The 14,706-nt window shown below is 37.4% G+C and carries 13 protein-coding genes; 1 reads left to right on the forward strand and 12 read right to left on the reverse strand.

Translation table 11 applies throughout. The features are described from left to right. Positions 1 to 5 precede the first annotated feature (5 nt). From DWZ63_RS03145 to DWZ63_RS03175, 8 genes are all read right to left on the reverse strand, one after another. The gene (locus DWZ63_RS03145) at positions 6 to 1,076 is read right to left on the reverse strand and encodes a hypothetical protein (RefSeq protein WP_055942742.1); all 1,071 of its coding nucleotides are present in this window, start codon (positions 1,074 to 1,076) and stop codon (positions 6 to 8) included. Positions 1,077 to 1,322: 246 nt separating this feature from the next. Next, positions 1,323 to 2,684 carry an SPFH domain-containing protein gene (locus tag DWZ63_RS03150; protein ID WP_118498688.1) on the reverse strand — a complete coding sequence of 454 codons (1,362 nt, stop codon included), beginning with the start codon at positions 2,682 to 2,684 and terminating at the stop codon, positions 1,323 to 1,325. A 195-nt stretch (positions 2,685 to 2,879) separates the two neighbouring features. Beyond that, entirely contained in the window at positions 2,880 to 4,676 is a 1,797-nt protein-coding gene (locus DWZ63_RS03155; RefSeq protein WP_118498690.1) for a diguanylate cyclase, read from the reverse strand. A gap of 229 nt (positions 4,677 to 4,905) precedes the next feature. After that, positions 4,906 to 5,979, reverse strand: coding sequence for an FUSC family protein (locus DWZ63_RS03160; RefSeq protein ID WP_118498692.1), 1,074 nt, complete (start codon positions 5,977 to 5,979; stop codon positions 4,906 to 4,908). Positions 5,980 to 6,050: 71 nt separating this feature from the next. Next, complete coding sequence (locus tag DWZ63_RS03165) at positions 6,051 to 6,479, reverse strand: MarR family transcriptional regulator (RefSeq protein WP_118498694.1); 429 nt, start codon at positions 6,477 to 6,479, stop codon at positions 6,051 to 6,053. 196 nt (positions 6,480 to 6,675) lie between these two features. Further along, entirely contained in the window at positions 6,676 to 7,506 is an 831-nt protein-coding gene (locus tag DWZ63_RS03170) for an alpha/beta hydrolase (protein ID WP_118498696.1), read from the reverse strand. Beyond that, a complete protein-coding gene (locus DWZ63_RS16095; protein WP_270392408.1) occupies positions 7,487 to 7,615 on the reverse strand; it encodes a hypothetical protein in 129 nt (42 codons plus the stop codon). Before DWZ63_RS16095 ends, DWZ63_RS03170 begins: the two co-directional genes overlap by 20 nt. Before the next feature lie 19 nt (positions 7,616 to 7,634). Continuing rightward, entirely contained in the window at positions 7,635 to 8,111 is a 477-nt protein-coding gene (locus DWZ63_RS03175) for a pyridoxamine 5'-phosphate oxidase family protein (protein ID WP_118498698.1), read from the reverse strand. A 327-nt stretch (positions 8,112 to 8,438) separates the two neighbouring features. Here DWZ63_RS03175 and bilS point away from each other — a divergent pair, with 327 nt between their 5' ends. After that, the gene (gene bilS, locus DWZ63_RS03180; protein WP_118498700.1) at positions 8,439 to 8,951 is read left to right on the forward strand and encodes a flavodoxin family protein BilS; all 513 of its coding nucleotides are present in this window, start codon (positions 8,439 to 8,441) and stop codon (positions 8,949 to 8,951) included. Positions 8,952 to 9,002: 51 nt separating this feature from the next. Here bilS and DWZ63_RS03185 read toward each other — a convergent pair whose 3' ends face one another. From DWZ63_RS03185 to DWZ63_RS03205, 4 genes are all read right to left on the reverse strand, one after another. Continuing rightward, entirely contained in the window at positions 9,003 to 10,694 is a 1,692-nt protein-coding gene (locus DWZ63_RS03185) for an EAL domain-containing protein (protein WP_118498702.1), read from the reverse strand. Positions 10,695 to 10,741: 47 nt separating this feature from the next. Beyond that, positions 10,742 to 12,460: a methyl-accepting chemotaxis protein gene (locus DWZ63_RS03190; RefSeq protein ID WP_055942772.1), complete on the reverse strand. Its 1,719-nt coding sequence runs from the start codon at positions 12,458 to 12,460 to the stop codon at positions 10,742 to 10,744. Positions 12,461 to 13,610: 1,150 nt separating this feature from the next. Continuing rightward, complete coding sequence (locus tag DWZ63_RS03200; protein ID WP_118498704.1) at positions 13,611 to 13,832, reverse strand: hypothetical protein; 222 nt, start codon at positions 13,830 to 13,832, stop codon at positions 13,611 to 13,613. A 53-nt stretch (positions 13,833 to 13,885) separates the two neighbouring features. After that, positions 13,886 to 14,161, reverse strand: coding sequence for a CopG family antitoxin (locus DWZ63_RS03205; RefSeq protein ID WP_118498705.1), 276 nt, complete (start codon positions 14,159 to 14,161; stop codon positions 13,886 to 13,888). Positions 14,162 to 14,706: the final 545 nt, after the last annotated feature.

Below are 14,706 nucleotides of genomic sequence, written 5' to 3' on the forward strand. Positions count from 1 at the left end.
TCCTCCTATATCCAGACAAAAATCTGCAATATGATAAATATCACTGCCGTTATCCCAAAAAGATACTTTCGTGCCTTGCATTTGTCTATAGGAAGCTCGCCGACGAGTTTTCCTGTCTGTCCGTTCATGGCAAAAGTATAAATCTTATCTTTATATTTTTTGTTGAGTATCCAGACCGGAAACATTACATATTCTGCCTTTCCGTTTTTAACATTTATCCTGCTGCTATCAGCGATTACCGACTCGTATCCTTTGACACTGCTCCTGAACTTATCTTCGGTACTCCTCTTTACACGCTCATTTGCCCTCGGCTCACTCGCTTTAATGTCAACATCATATTTATCAGCATAATAACCCGTGAGATATTTTTCCGAAAATTCTTCAAGCTGATTATAGTCAAATGGTTCTATCGAATCCATATACTTATCATCCATCTTACTTGAAGCATCGACAGGTATCTTTTCAAATGCCAGTTTTCCTTTTCTTTTTAACATATAGTGATCTGTTTTCGTATAATTATAGTTGGCATCACTCCAGAAATGTGTCCTGTTTGCTTTATATGTAATATCTGCCTCAGCTTCACAATTAAAAAGCCAGAACGGAACATACAAACCTTTTATACTATCAATATGTTTTTTCTTTGAAAATTCGTCCGGCAGCAGACGCTTTCCCTTATAAAATGCCTTTAATTTTTCCTTTGCTGCATTTTTATCAAGTTTAAAAGGAATTACATATTTAGGTCTGTTTACTCCTGAAATATTTTCAGTAATGATAGTCGGACTTCCGCAATATACACATTCCGTAGCAACCGAATTTTCATCACCTATTATCTCTCCACCGCATGACTGGCAGATATGTACTTTCATGCCATCCATACCATTGTCATCGTCCGTTTCTTCCACATTCCATTTTGCGTTCATTTCCTGGGCTTTTGTATTCTCTTCATCTGCGATTTCTTTTAACTGTGCCTCAGTAAACTTATTATCGCAATATTCGCATACCAGTTCCTGTTCCTTGCTCCCCCACACAAGTGATGCACCACAACATGGGCATTTGTAAGCTATTGTATCATCCATACTAATCCTCATTTCCTGTGTTTCACATATTAGTTTATGCGAAGCACAAATCTCGTGTGTAAAAACATTATTTTTCACACTATCTTCATTTCTTCCATTATTCTCTTTGCAGTCAGGCGGCTTTTCTAAGTCCGCTTTTCCGCTTGCCTGATAACATCCAAACAGATATTCCTAATTTACTCTGCTGCTTACCTAATTATAATCAAACAGATATTTGCAATTTGCTCTGCTATCTGCCTGATAGTGTTAAACAATATCATTATCATCAAAAGGATCTCCACACTCAGGACAGAATTTTGGCGGATTTTTAGGGTCATCAGGCTCCCATCCACACTTGTCACATCTGTAAAGAGGTGCCTCTGCCGGTTTTTTCGCACCACACTCCATGCAGAATTTCCCTTTATTTACGGTACCGCAGCTACAAGTCCAGCCAAGAACAGGCTGTGGCTTAGGCTTTCCACATTCAATGCAGAATTTTCCCGTATTGGATTTTCCACATTCACATATCCAGCCGCTTTTTTCTGACTGTGAAACCGCCGCCGTGTTATCACTCTGTGCAGGCTGTGACTGCTGCTGTACAGCTTGTTGCTGTGATGCTTGCTGCTGCCCCATTGCAAAAAGGCTTTGTGCATCAGTTCCCATTGCATTCTGAACCATTCCCATTCCCATAAATCCTGCCATCGCACCATTTGGATTTGAGGCTGCCGCCTTCATCGCATCCCCCTGTGCACCGACAAGTGTAGCTGCCGCCATATTAGGATTTCTAAGAACAGCCGTCTTTTGAAGCTGTTTTATCATCTCCTCATCTTCTTTTGATGCAGTTACCGAATTTACTCCAAATGATGAAACCTCAATTCCTCTAAGTTCTGCCCACTTCTTTGAGAGAACTGCATTTAATGCGTCTGCAATCTCCATAGTATGTCCCGGAAGTGCACTATAACGGATACCCATATCAGAAATCTGTGCAAATGCCGGTTGAAGTGCCGTGAGAAGCTCCGTCTTTAACATACTGTCAATCTCACTTCGTCTGTATTCCTCCTCGACATTACCGCACACATTTGTATAAAAAAGTATAGGATTTACTATTTTATATGAATATTCTCCATTACATCGAATAGCAATATCAACATCAAGACCTATATTATTGTCTACAACCCTGAAAGGTACAGGGTTTGGTGTTCCGTATTTATTTCCGATAATCTCTTTTGTATTAAAATAATATATTCTCTGGTCTTTTGCCGTATCACCGCCAAATGTAAATCTCTTACCAATAGTCGCAAAAACATCTTTTATCGACTCGCTGAGTTTTCCATTAAAAATTGACGGTTCAGTAGATGAATCAAATACAAATTCACCCGGCTCAGCACAAAGTTCAACAACTTTTCCCTGCTCGACAATTATCATACACTGTCCGTCATTTACCGCAATAACAGAACCACTTGTAATGATATTGTCGCTGCCCTTTTTGTTACTGCTCCTGCCGGAAGTCCTTTTTTCTCCTTTACATACAAGTACATCTGCATCCATTGCTTCACAATAGAAATATTCTTTCCACTGATCCGCTAAAGTGCCACCTGTTGCTCCTGCTAAAGCCTTAATTAATCCCATATTATTCCTCTTTTCTGCACACATTTTTTCATATCAAATTTGTGTCAAGTGTACGAAAACACAAACTTGCGTGTAAAAAAAACTTTTCACACTAAGCCTTTATTTATATCAAATTTATTCAAAGCACAAATTGCTTTACAATGTTTTCTTATTACTTTTCTCCTAAGTCTTTCATAGTTTCGTGATATATATTTCTTATTCCGACAATCGATTATTCTTTTCATAACGCTTACAAACAATATCATAATCTATGAGCAATACATAGAATACTTTACCATAATGTTCACTTTCGACAATATGCCCTATATCAAAAACATTTTTATATTCACCGCTCTTTGTCGCAAGATGATACCACACATAATCATTTGTCTTATTTTCCGCTATCTTGATCTGACTCCAGATATTTTCCTCCACTGCCTGTATTTCATCTGGATGTATAAGGTTTTTAAACTGCCTTTTTGTAAATTCAAAAAAATCATCCAGATCTTGACATCCTGTAAGTCTTATCATTTCCTGATTTGCATAAAGAATTTCTTCATCGTCAATATCTGCTTTGTAAACAAAAAATGCACCGGGAAGATTTGAAGAAATATCATTAAGCTTAAAACCAAGCTGCGTCCTTTTTTCTGACTGAATGTTGTCATTATAGCCAAGACAGCCATTTTTCCCCTTAAGTTTCACTTCATACAAAGCTATATCTGCATAATGCAGCAATTCTGATGCTTTTTTCACATGAACCGGATATTCTGCATATCCCATAGAAATGCTATATGTATATTCTTCTCCCTTGTATCTGAATACACGGTTCATCTTACAAAATTCCTCAATTTTTTGCCGCATATCCTCAACATTGCAATCCTTTAATAAAATGCAAAACTCATCACCGCCGTTTCGTCCAAGTATCGCATTATCAGAAAAAGCATCTCTCATAGACTCCGCCAGATGTTTTAAGGCTTTATCTCCGACACCATGCCCATACATATCATTTATTATCTTAAAGTTATCCACATCCAATAGGATACCTATACAGTTTTTATCACCGTTTTCGCTAATATAAATATCCAGTTGTTCATTAAAACCCATACGATTGAGCAATCCGGTAAGACTGTCCGTAACAGAGAGTATCTTAAACTGTTTACGCTGCTTTAACATGATAAGGAAAGCTACTGTCACTCCCTCTAACAGCAATATTATAAATGTTCCACATAAATATATCGGAAGCATATCACTTTCCTGACTCCAGCCTTTTACAGGCATCACCTCAATCTTCCACACACATCCTCCAATATTAAATTCATGTGAAACCGAATCTGTAAACTCAGTTTTGGAGCTGTTTATAAGTTTGAACTTTTTAGTTAAAGGTGATTCCGTTTTATATAAACGATAATAATATCCAAATTTTGACAATGATTTCACTGAATCATTAAAAATCTCCGGCACCTTGATTATTACGATCGCAAGTCCCCAAAAATGTCTTTCTCCATCATTTTTTTGAATATATACCGGATTTCTTATTGCTATACCATATCCACCCTGATTAAGTTTAAATGGTCCCTGCATAACTGTCATCTGATGCTTTATGCCATATCTGACTATCTCCCCGCGTTTCTTATCATGAACAAGATCTATCTTTCCGGCATCATTGCTCTCAGACGGATAAATGTCAGTAACCACCCCGTTAGGTGCAAGCTGAATACTCTGAACATAATCCGTCATCATCCTCTGAGCTATATCTTCAAATTGTTTAATATTCCCATTGTCATTCAAAAGAATATTTTTAAGTGAATTCGTTATATTAATACCCCGGTTTAGTTCCTCAACCATCCTGTCAGAATATGTAACAGCATTAAGTTTTGCTTTTGTCCTTACCTGTTTATAGCTTGCCATATTTACATAATTTGCGACAAATGATAAAATTCCAGCACTTATGATAAGCACCAAAAGTGGTAATAAACATCTAATTTTTGCAATTTTGAGTTTGTTCTTTCTCATAATCAGCCAAACTCCTTTCAAATCAGTTTCATCTAATACTAATTCTGTATTATACCATGTGTATTATACAAAAAACAACGATATTTTCACGAAAAATGTTGTATTATGTAACAGTTCAGCCTTCCATAAAAAAATAAGGTAATACCTGATTATCAGAATCAAACTCTGACGCTCAAATATCACCTTATATATTATTACTCATCTGTCATTGTCTAGTGTAGTGAAATGTTCATATTCCTCCTGCACTGGCACTTACATTCTTCCTAATATTTGTTAAATCTGCAAGAAAACCAAATATTTTAGTGCACACCACTGTATAGACTGCCCCAAGCACATTCGCCCCTATTCTTAACTTTAATGCCATAGGCATACCAAAAATCCCCGATGCGATAGACAACGCACCAAATGTATTAAACACTGTCTGCCATGCATATCCTGCCGAATATCCGACACCGATTCCACCTATCATTCCGATATAAGGATACATTGTCTTTGGAAGAACCGTATAAAGCACCATAAAAATAAGACAGCCGACAACATTAAATATCCCCCTGTCCGAAACTCTTTTTGTGCAGTCCGACGGAAACGGAAGACATACTGACATACAGGCAATGCCTGCCCACATTGCTCTTGGCAAGCCAAGTAATGACATGATAAGCATCGCACTTGATACTATCAGCGAAAGTCTTATATACCATCTGCTTCTTGCTGAATGAATATCAAACTCTTTGAAAAGGTCGATAAATTTTCTCTGATATGGACGATTTTTCTGATTTTTATAAAAAATAAACATACATAAAACCATACCAAAAAGAAGTCCCGCCACACGAAGTGTATATTCGTGTCCTGTCACATCATATCCCTGCAGCAGCAGGTAACCGAGAACAAAAGTTGAATGATTATACATAATAACATTGTGACATCCAAGTATCATCAACAACAATATACAGATAATATTTACAAAAAATGCCGGTACAGGTGTAAGCGTGTTTGTAAATCTCGGTCCTGCCATCAGTATTAAATATATACCCGCTATAGATAAAATACCATGCGTTGTCCTTATCCCAAAATCAGCCTGTCTTAAAACAAGAACCGCAAGCAAAACCGTAACCCCGACCACACTGTTATTGCTGCCTGTAAATTTTGTAAATAGCGTCACTACTGCAACACAAAATATCATAACCAGATACACCTTAAAATTATAAATAAGTATGTGTCTAAACTTTTCTTTTTTGTCTTTAGTTGATTTTATAAGCTGCTTAGAACCAGCTGAACTCAACTGTAATTCCTGGTAAAATGTCATATTTCCTCCGTTTCCTGTACTTCATAATAAAAGTACAAAATCCTATAGCAATCTGCGGCATTATTTTATAATCATGAAAGAATATTATTTGCTTCTTCAATAAGTTCAAATAACTGCCGAAACCGTAATTCACTCATTTTTTCTTTCAATTCATACAATGGATTCATATAATAATGGTACATCCTGTCTATTTCTTCTTTTCCTGAATCTGTTACTCTTATAACATAGCTCCGCCTGTCAATCTCATCCCGCTCTTTGCTAATAAATTTTTTTCTCTCTAACTGCTCTGTCAGCCTGCTTATGATAGTCTTACTCACCCCCATCGCCATCGCAAGCTGCCCCGGTGTCATAAGTTCCTTAGCAAATGCCACCCTGAATAAAAAATCAATCTCTTGTGCCGAAATCTGATTTCCTTTCTGTGTCTTTCTTATTGCCATACTCCCGAAATGCCTCAGCTCTCCCTGTTTCTTTACCATATCAAGCCAATTTTCATCCTTCATAGGTCACCTCCATATAGTTCACTTTGTAAACTATATGGAACTATATAATAAATTTAAGTAAAAGTCAACCGGAAACTATTATTTTTCTCTTTCATTGTAACAGTTCAGCCACAAAAATATACAGCTGCCAATATTATACTAATAACTATCAATGTAATTCCATATAATACTTTTTTCCACTGTATATTTAATTTCATCAAGACACCCCTTTCCTATCTACCCCGCTGATAAATTTTTCTATAAGTCTGTTTACTTCATCCGGCTGGTCAGTATTGGAATTATGACCAGCATTTTTTATCCATTTAAGCGGCAACCCTTCTCTCTTATGCCATTTCTTATTATAGCTTTTTGCTGAACCTGCTTTGTCATTTTCCCCGCAGATAAGAAGTGCCGGACAACTGATATGATATGGCAAATCTGCTTTGATTGCCTCAGCAAGCATTCTGTAGCCAAAACCTGCAAGCCTTGCATATTCTTTATGATCTGAATCATAGAACATCATCATCTTTCGCATAAGGTTCTGTCCGTAAATTGTCTCAGAACACCCTCTTGGACCTGCCTTAAGAAGAGCATTCCATGGATATATTCTATATAATGGCTCGGCTCTTTCAAGAAGCCATATTTCCATTGCTGTCATATAAGACTTTTGAAGCGGTGCAGAATCTATAGAAATAAATCCCTTTATCTTATCCGGATACAATTCCATATACATTTGAGCCAGATATCCACCCATAGATTGACCGATAATTATTGGATTGAAAATTTCTTCTTTTGACAAGATTTCATAAAGCCATCCTGCCATATCAGACAGACTGTAGTTATTTGTAAATGGTCTGGATAATGCATGCGATGGTGCATCCCATACAAACACATTCTGCTTTTTCTCAAAATACTCTATTTGCTTTTCAAAAAGCCTGTGATCTGCTGTAAGTCCCGGTAAAAACACTAATGTAGTTTTCTGTTTATCTATTATATTTACAAAATAACGGATTCCGCCACAGCTTGTCTTATAAATATTTTCTGTCATCTTCCGTCCCCTTTCCATAAACCATTTCCCAATGACTTATCATTTCCAGATATTCCTGTTCAAAAGCTGTTACATCATAATTCCCTGTTCTGTACCAATATTTAAGCATCCCTTCTGAAGCCTGAATGTTATTTTTCGTTGACGAGTTTGCCCGTCATGTGTTCGATTTTTATGGCAAACAACTGTGTCCGTGATGCAGAATGTTCCATTTCTTCCTCAATCTCATCTGTAGTTGGATAATATTTTGCTGCTAGCTTTCTCAGTCGATCCTCAAAGATATTATTTTCTGTTACCGGCTTCACCTTTCCAAACACAACAACGCTTGTCGGATTCCATTCCCAATGACCTTCTTTTTTGAATCCCTGATTCCAGACAGTCAAGCAAACCTTATCGCATCGGTTCACTGCATCAGCCTTATGCCCTTCTTTTGCTCCATGAAAATAAATGATGTTGTCTGCCTCGTCATAATAGAAATTAATTGGTATTGTATATGGGTATCCGTCATCACCGATTACCGAAAACGCTGCCCTCTTCTCCTCCTTCAACACCTTTTTACATTCTTCTGTTGTTATCTGCTGCTTAAATCTTCTCATTTCTCTGAACATGTCAATCTCCCCTTACTTTATTATATTATTTTAGGTGCTTGCAAAACACCAAACCCCGCATAAATACGGGATATTTTTCATTGCAAAATAAAACAACTCCTCATTGATTTATGGTAAAATAGAATTGACAAAAAAACTACTAACCATATCCATCAGTAAATGAATTATCCATATATGATACTCACCCAATTCACATCCTGCCTCAACACGCAAATTGCGAATCCTCTGTTCTACCACTAATCCATCATTAGACAAATCATGCTTTCCGAACTAAAATAGGAATGCGATATGATAATTTTATGATCCTATGAAAGGAGACAACATGATATGAAGAATAAAAAATATTCCATCGTTTATAGCAGCTTAACAGGTAATACCAAGGTACTGGCTGATGCGATCCACGAGGCATTACCTCAGGATGAATGTGAGTATTTCGGTGTGTCCGACACAGTGATCCCTTCTTCCGAACTGCTCTATATCGGATTTTGGACAGACAAGGGAAATGCAGATACCAAGACATTACAGCTATTATCGCAGTTAAAGAATAAACAGATTTTTCTGTTTGGAACTGCTGGCTTTGGTGGCAGTGATATCTATTTCCGGAAAATCCTGAATCAGGTTAAGCAGTTCGTTGATACAAGTAATGTTATCGTCGGAGAGTATATGTGTCAGGGCAGAATGCCACAGTCTGTCCGGGAACGCTACTTGAAAATGAAGGATGCTCCCGATCATCCGACAAATCTTGATGTATTGATCCAGAATTTTGACTGTGCATTGTCTCACCCTGATGCAGATGACCTGAAGAAACTGAAAAAAGCCGTTAGGAATTCATCCTTCTGATAAGACCATAAAATAAGGCAGACCCACATAGCTGAGTCTGCCTTACTCTCTTTATTTAACATTGATGCCACTGGCATATTGCTGCAGAAACTGTTTCTTTCCACAAGGTCTTCCAAAATAATATCCCTGCAGATAATCAACCTTCATTTCTTTCATTTTCAGAAGCCATTCTTTTTCCTCGATGCCTTCTGCACATATCCTGACGTTAATACTATGTACCATGGGGATGATATTTTTATATAATTCATAGTCCCTGTCACTGTTCATCGCCTTGGCAGTAAAATCCCTATCCATTTTCACGTAACTTGGATTCATATCACGGATACAATGAAGATTCGAATATCCTGTTCCAAAATCATCGATCACAAAGGGAATCCCGTTCTTGTCCAGAGTTTTACGAAATTTACAGAACGAAGGTGTCATATCCATAAATCCGCTTTCTGTCATTTCAACACATAAGCATTCCGGCTGTAATGAATATTTTTGAATTGCATCCAAAATATCCCGCTCCACATTGCCTTGCAGGATCTGAACATAGGATACATTTACATTCATCCGGAAGTCAGGAATATATTTCTGCATTTCACAGCACATTGCTGCAGCTTTGTTCAAAATATATCTTCCAGCGGGAATGATCAATCCGGTCTCTTCCAATAATGGGATAAACTCCATCGGTGAAACAAACTCCCGCCCCTCTTCCGTTATCATGGAAAAACGCATCAGTGCCTCTGCTCCAATGATCTGTTCCGTCTGGCAATCCACGATCGGCTGATAATTGACTTCAAAGCCTTCATAATTGTTTACAATAGCATTACGAAGTGCTGCTACGATTCTTCCTTTTTGTAAAAAGTCCTCATAGTCATTCTGGTCAAAAACATAGAATCCATTTTTACCCATGCTTTTTGCCTGTTTCAAAGCAAATTCAAACTTTTTACGGCATTCTTCAATTCCCTCACAAAATGTTGCTGCATCTATAACACCGATAGAAATGGAAAATATAGCTTCATATTTTTCGTCTACTATGAAATTATGAAGTTTATCTGTGATCTTTTCTTTCAGTGCCACAGCGTCTTCCGTAGAAGATGCGTCCAAATCCACGATCACATACTGATCCGCTACCAGATGGTAAATTCTCTGCTTGTCTGAAAGGCATTCTTTCATGCAGCCGGCTACGCTTTTAAGGATATAATTACCATAATCAGCTCCCCTGGAGCTATTGATCGCTCCGAAATCATCAATTCCTACATGCATAAAAAAGCCCTTTGAAATGGGTTCTTTTTGTGCACGCAGGTAAGCAAGGAATTCCGGACCACCAAGCAGTCCTGTGACATTATCAGCCCTTCTCTTGTTGCCGGTCTCATTCAGACACCCAACCAGATACTCTGCCTTTCCCTGCTGATCAATGATCACGATACCACGGCAGTTAATCCAAACCGGCATACCTTCTTTATCAAGCCACCTGTAATGAAGATTATGTACATTTTCTCTTCCTTCGCATATATCCGCAAGATGCTTTGCAAGCATCTCACGGTCTTCCTCATATACTACCTTCATAACTTCATTTGCAGCATCTGTCAGAACATTTTTCGACATATTAAACCGATTCACAGCTGACTGTGAAATCTCAAAGGTATTATTCTGCAGATCAAATATATACAGGTAATCATCTATACATTCTGTAATGATCTCAAATAAGATTTCTGCTGTCTGCTCTCTAAACACTCTAAATATATCATTAATCACAACAAGGACCTTCCTTCTTGACTATTTCACTCTATTCCTGTCATTTTCTAGAATAGCTTAAAGATATTCACACGGTCATGCATCTTGGCTGCTCCCTCTGCCAGATTAATACTGATCGCAGTATTCTCTTCTGAGGCTGCTGCATTACCCTGTACTACGCCGGACAGCTGTTCTATTCCCTGACCGATCTGCTCCAATGACTCAGCCTGGGAGTTTGCTTTCTCCATGGTATTCTCTGCAATATCTGCAAAGGACTCCATATCTGTAATGATCAGATTGAATGCATCGGCTGTTGTTCTTGTAATCGTATTGCCCTTTTCGATTTCCACTAAGGTCTTATCGATCAAATCTCTTGTATTTACAGCAGATTTTGCACTGTCTGCTGCCAGCTTTCCGATCTGATCCGCAACTACTGCAAAGCCTTTTCCTGCTTCTCCTGCTCTGGCAGCTTCAATGGAAGCATTCAGGGATAACAGGTTGGTCTGGGATGCAATATCCTCGATATCTGTGATAATATTACCGATCTCCTTGGAGATTTCTGTAATGTGCTCCATTTCCATCAGAAGATCGTTCATCTTTTCTTTTTCTTCGTTTGCTTTGTTTGCAGAGGTTTTTACACGTGCAGATGCGTTCTGTGTTTCCTTCGCTGTATTTACAGCTAGATCTACAACAGTATCTATCGTAGCATTCAATTCCTCAATGACTCCTGCCTGCTCTGTTGCACCGTCCGCCAGGGATTTTGATGCATTTTCCACCTCGGATGCATTCGATGATACCTGTTCTGCCAGATTGCTGATCTCGGTCAGGGTACTGTTAAACCGTTTCAGAATATACAGCAGTGATGTCTTCAATTCCGAGAAATCGCCTAGGAAATCTGTAATATCATCACCATTTCTGGTCAGGTCACCCTGCGCTATTGCCTTTACCTCCACAGAGATCTCGCTGACATAATCTGCCAGAATACCCATGGCTTCTTTCAGATTCCTGATGGTATCGCCAAACTCATCCTCAGACTCATAGGTAAGCATTTCTACATTAGACAGTTCGCCCTTACGCAGGCTGGCAACTGCTGCATCTATCTGTTCTACCGGCTCGGTAATGGAATTGGTAATGATACTTCCGATCAGTGTCGTCACTACAGCAATCGCAAGACCCGCTGCCACGATCACAATAAATATGATTATAGTGCATACATTAGCCATGGTCTTTGCCTGGTCTAATTCTGCCTGGAACTTGTCACATAATATAGTTAATTTCTCAGCAAAAGCCTTATATTCTTCATACACCTGTCCCGTCATCAGCTTCGATGCTTCCTGCTGTTTACCCTCACGGCTCAACTGCAGAATTTCATCTGAAGCAGCCCTGTATTCTTCCCATGCAGTGCTTGCTGCTTCATAATCATCCCTTCCTTTTTGAGCTTTGCTGTTTGCAGACATTATTGCATCCAGCTTCTCAGTGGTATCCTGGATCTGACTCTCCAGCTTCTTGATTTCTTCTTCGCAGGAGTTCATGACTGCTGCATCTGATTCTACCAGATGCTGGTACTGCTTGATTCTGTATTTCGCAGTCATTGTCTCTAAATCCTGCATATATTCCAATGACGGAGACCAGACCTCCGTGATCTTCTCTATATTTGAACGGATCACTAATGTCGAGATCAATGCCACAAACACTAAAAATAATGTCATAACAAGCACTGTCACTTGATATACTTTTAATTTTCCTGCAACCTTTAAGTTAGCTATACGCTTTTTGATCTTTTCCATGATAGTTTTCCCTTCCTTTGTAAATTCACATTTGTTTATCCATAAACGGTTATACTATAGCATACTTTATTGGAAAAATCTATTACAAAAGTATTAAATTATTTTCTACTAAATATTAGTGGCTCTATTGCTAGAAACATTACTATTTAATCTGTCTTTTTCTCTGCATAAGCTTTGTAACAGTTCCTCAATCTCCGTTTTGCCTGTATGATAAATCACAGCCATGAACTCATCGCCGCATCTCTTTTCTTGATGATGTATGCTTTTATTCATATTTTGCTCTGCTGATTGCATCCTCTTAATTCTTGATTTCAGCAATTCTATCATTCGCATAAAATATAAAGCATTTTTTCTTATACTGATCCACGCAAGTTCTTTTAAGCATATGTCCATATCCTTCACTTACAATACGTTTCACAACTTTAAGATTTCTTGTAACGATACTCTGTGGCTTTTATTCTGTATTGAGAATATCTTTGTCAAATGTTTCCCAACACTTCCACTTCCTTTTTAGTTATATCAGTAGGTGCAACCAATTCAGCTTGAATCTTTATTAAATCCCTTTTCGACACAACAATATTGTCTGGCTCTATCAATTCATTAAAGCAAATTAGGGCAGATAACTTTGAATTGTTTTATTAAATCTTCCATTAGCAAATCCTCCCAGAATCTTTTTTTGAGTTTCTATGATATATATTTCTCTGTTTCTTTTTTGAGTTTTTGAAAAATATCAATTCACACCTTTTTAAAAACTGAAACATATTTACATTTTTTTGAGGAAATAATTTACCAAATTTATGTTCGATACATTGTATATTTTACCGATATACCTTATATTATATATGGAAAGAGTTGATTTACATTTACATTGAGATTCAGAAGCCGAACCGCTTCAAAGATTTTTTACATAAGATTTATGACCGCTTAGAAGATTTAATATTCGCTATCATTCAAAAGTTTGAAATTATCAACAAAATCCATTTTACCACTTGAATACGGATATACCAGATACTCTTCTATTGTTATTGCAGAAGTAACGACCTGTATATTCTTTTCTATACACGTTGTAAAGAATCTCTTTATAACCTATGAATATAAAGGACTGTTTTCAAGATAGTATATAATAGGTGCTGTATCAACAAACACTCTTTTAAATTCTGTCATTATCTCTCATCTCCCTTATATATTCATCCGCATTTCTGCCACGCTCTGTTGTAGGCATAACAAACTGGTCTAAATCAATTTTCTTTGTTCGTCTGTCTGATATACTTATCAAACCATCAATACCACTCAAAATCTGAACAACATAGGTCAGCTTATCTTCTGGTACTCTTTCCAATAATTCAATAGCTTCTCTTCTAGTTGCCGTCATAGGTCATACCTCCTTTAAATTTTCGGATGAAATCCGTGTTTCTTATTAACCGGTTATTCGTTTTCATTTTCCTTATTTTGCTTGTTCTGTTCCCTTACAGTTACTATTTCTATCCCCATATCTTTTTCAAGTAATGAGATAACTAATTGATTAACACTCATTCCTTTGGCTTTTGCATGTTCTTTAATAGGTTGCAAATATTCCTCTGGAACTCTGAGTTTTATATCCTTAATTTTTTTCATATATTCTTTCAAACTGTCTTTTTGCTTATCAGTTGCAGAAGCCATCATGCAACCATCCGTTTCTATATACTTTTTCATAATAAGCATATAACACCTCCTCCAAATTTTCAACTAATTTCTATGGGTACATAAAGAGTGCCATAAAAGACACTCTTTTCTCTTATACCATCTTATTTAATAGTTTATGCACAATTTTCCACAATAACTGCTTGCTTTGTTTCTTCTCCATCTGATATAGAAAAATTCTTGTTATCCGTTCCATAAAATCAACCTCTTTTCTATTAAGAACAGCCATATTTCAGACTGTCCTTTCCGTTGCGGTTCCCTTTTACATCAAACCTACTATACAAGCTAATCTGTAAAATGGGTTCCTCGCGACTTTCTTCATATGCTCCGTTTTCTCTCTTACCGCCTTGCTTGTCATTGATCTATATTATGAGCAGGCAATGCCTGTTGTAATGATTAAATCGGGCTTTCCCCGATGTGGTATGCTTCAACTACCTCCTTTCAAGGTGCAAAAAAAGCACCTTAACCATATTGGCTAAAGTGCTTGTATTAGTTTGATATTAAATTGTTGTGAGTCAGACAAACTTGAATTTGTAAATATCATTTTACATTTTTATATGAAATCA

It is taken from the genome of Clostridium sp. AF34-13 (assembly GCF_003477845.1).
GTDB lineage: Bacteria > Bacillota > Clostridia > Lachnospirales > Lachnospiraceae > Butyribacter > Butyribacter intestini.

What these genes read in the sequence shown, in the direction of transcription:
- DWZ63_RS03145 (WP_055942742.1), bottom strand. Translation starts at nt 1,076, where the DNA reads ATGGATGATACAATAGCTTACAAATGCCCATGTTGTGGTGCATCACTT.
- DWZ63_RS03150 (WP_118498688.1), bottom strand. Translation starts at nt 2,684, where the DNA reads ATGGGATTAATTAAGGCTTTAGCAGGAGCAACAGGTGGCACTTTAGCG.
- DWZ63_RS03155 (WP_118498690.1), bottom strand. Translation starts at nt 4,676, where the DNA reads ATGAGAAAGAACAAACTCAAAATTGCAAAAATTAGATGTTTATTACCA.
- DWZ63_RS03160 (WP_118498692.1), bottom strand. Translation starts at nt 5,979, where the DNA reads ATGACATTTTACCAGGAATTACAGTTGAGTTCAGCTGGTTCTAAGCAG.
- DWZ63_RS03165 (WP_118498694.1), bottom strand. Translation starts at nt 6,479, where the DNA reads ATGAAGGATGAAAATTGGCTTGATATGGTAAAGAAACAGGGAGAGCTG.
- DWZ63_RS03170 (WP_118498696.1), bottom strand. Translation starts at nt 7,506, where the DNA reads ATGACAGAAAATATTTATAAGACAAGCTGTGGCGGAATCCGTTATTTT.
- DWZ63_RS16095 (WP_270392408.1), bottom strand. Translation starts at nt 7,615, where the DNA reads ATGCTTAAATATTGGTACAGAACAGGGAATTATGATGTAACAGCTTTT.
- DWZ63_RS03175 (WP_118498698.1), bottom strand. Translation starts at nt 8,111, where the DNA reads ATGTTCAGAGAAATGAGAAGATTTAAGCAGCAGATAACAACAGAAGAA.
- bilS (WP_118498700.1), top strand. Translation starts at nt 8,439, where the DNA reads ATGAAGAATAAAAAATATTCCATCGTTTATAGCAGCTTAACAGGTAAT.
- DWZ63_RS03190 (WP_055942772.1), bottom strand. Translation starts at nt 12,460, where the DNA reads ATGGAAAAGATCAAAAAGCGTATAGCTAACTTAAAGGTTGCAGGAAAA.
- DWZ63_RS03200 (WP_118498704.1), bottom strand. Translation starts at nt 13,832, where the DNA reads ATGACGGCAACTAGAAGAGAAGCTATTGAATTATTGGAAAGAGTACCA.
- DWZ63_RS03205 (WP_118498705.1), bottom strand. Translation starts at nt 14,161, where the DNA reads ATGCTTATTATGAAAAAGTATATAGAAACGGATGGTTGCATGATGGCT.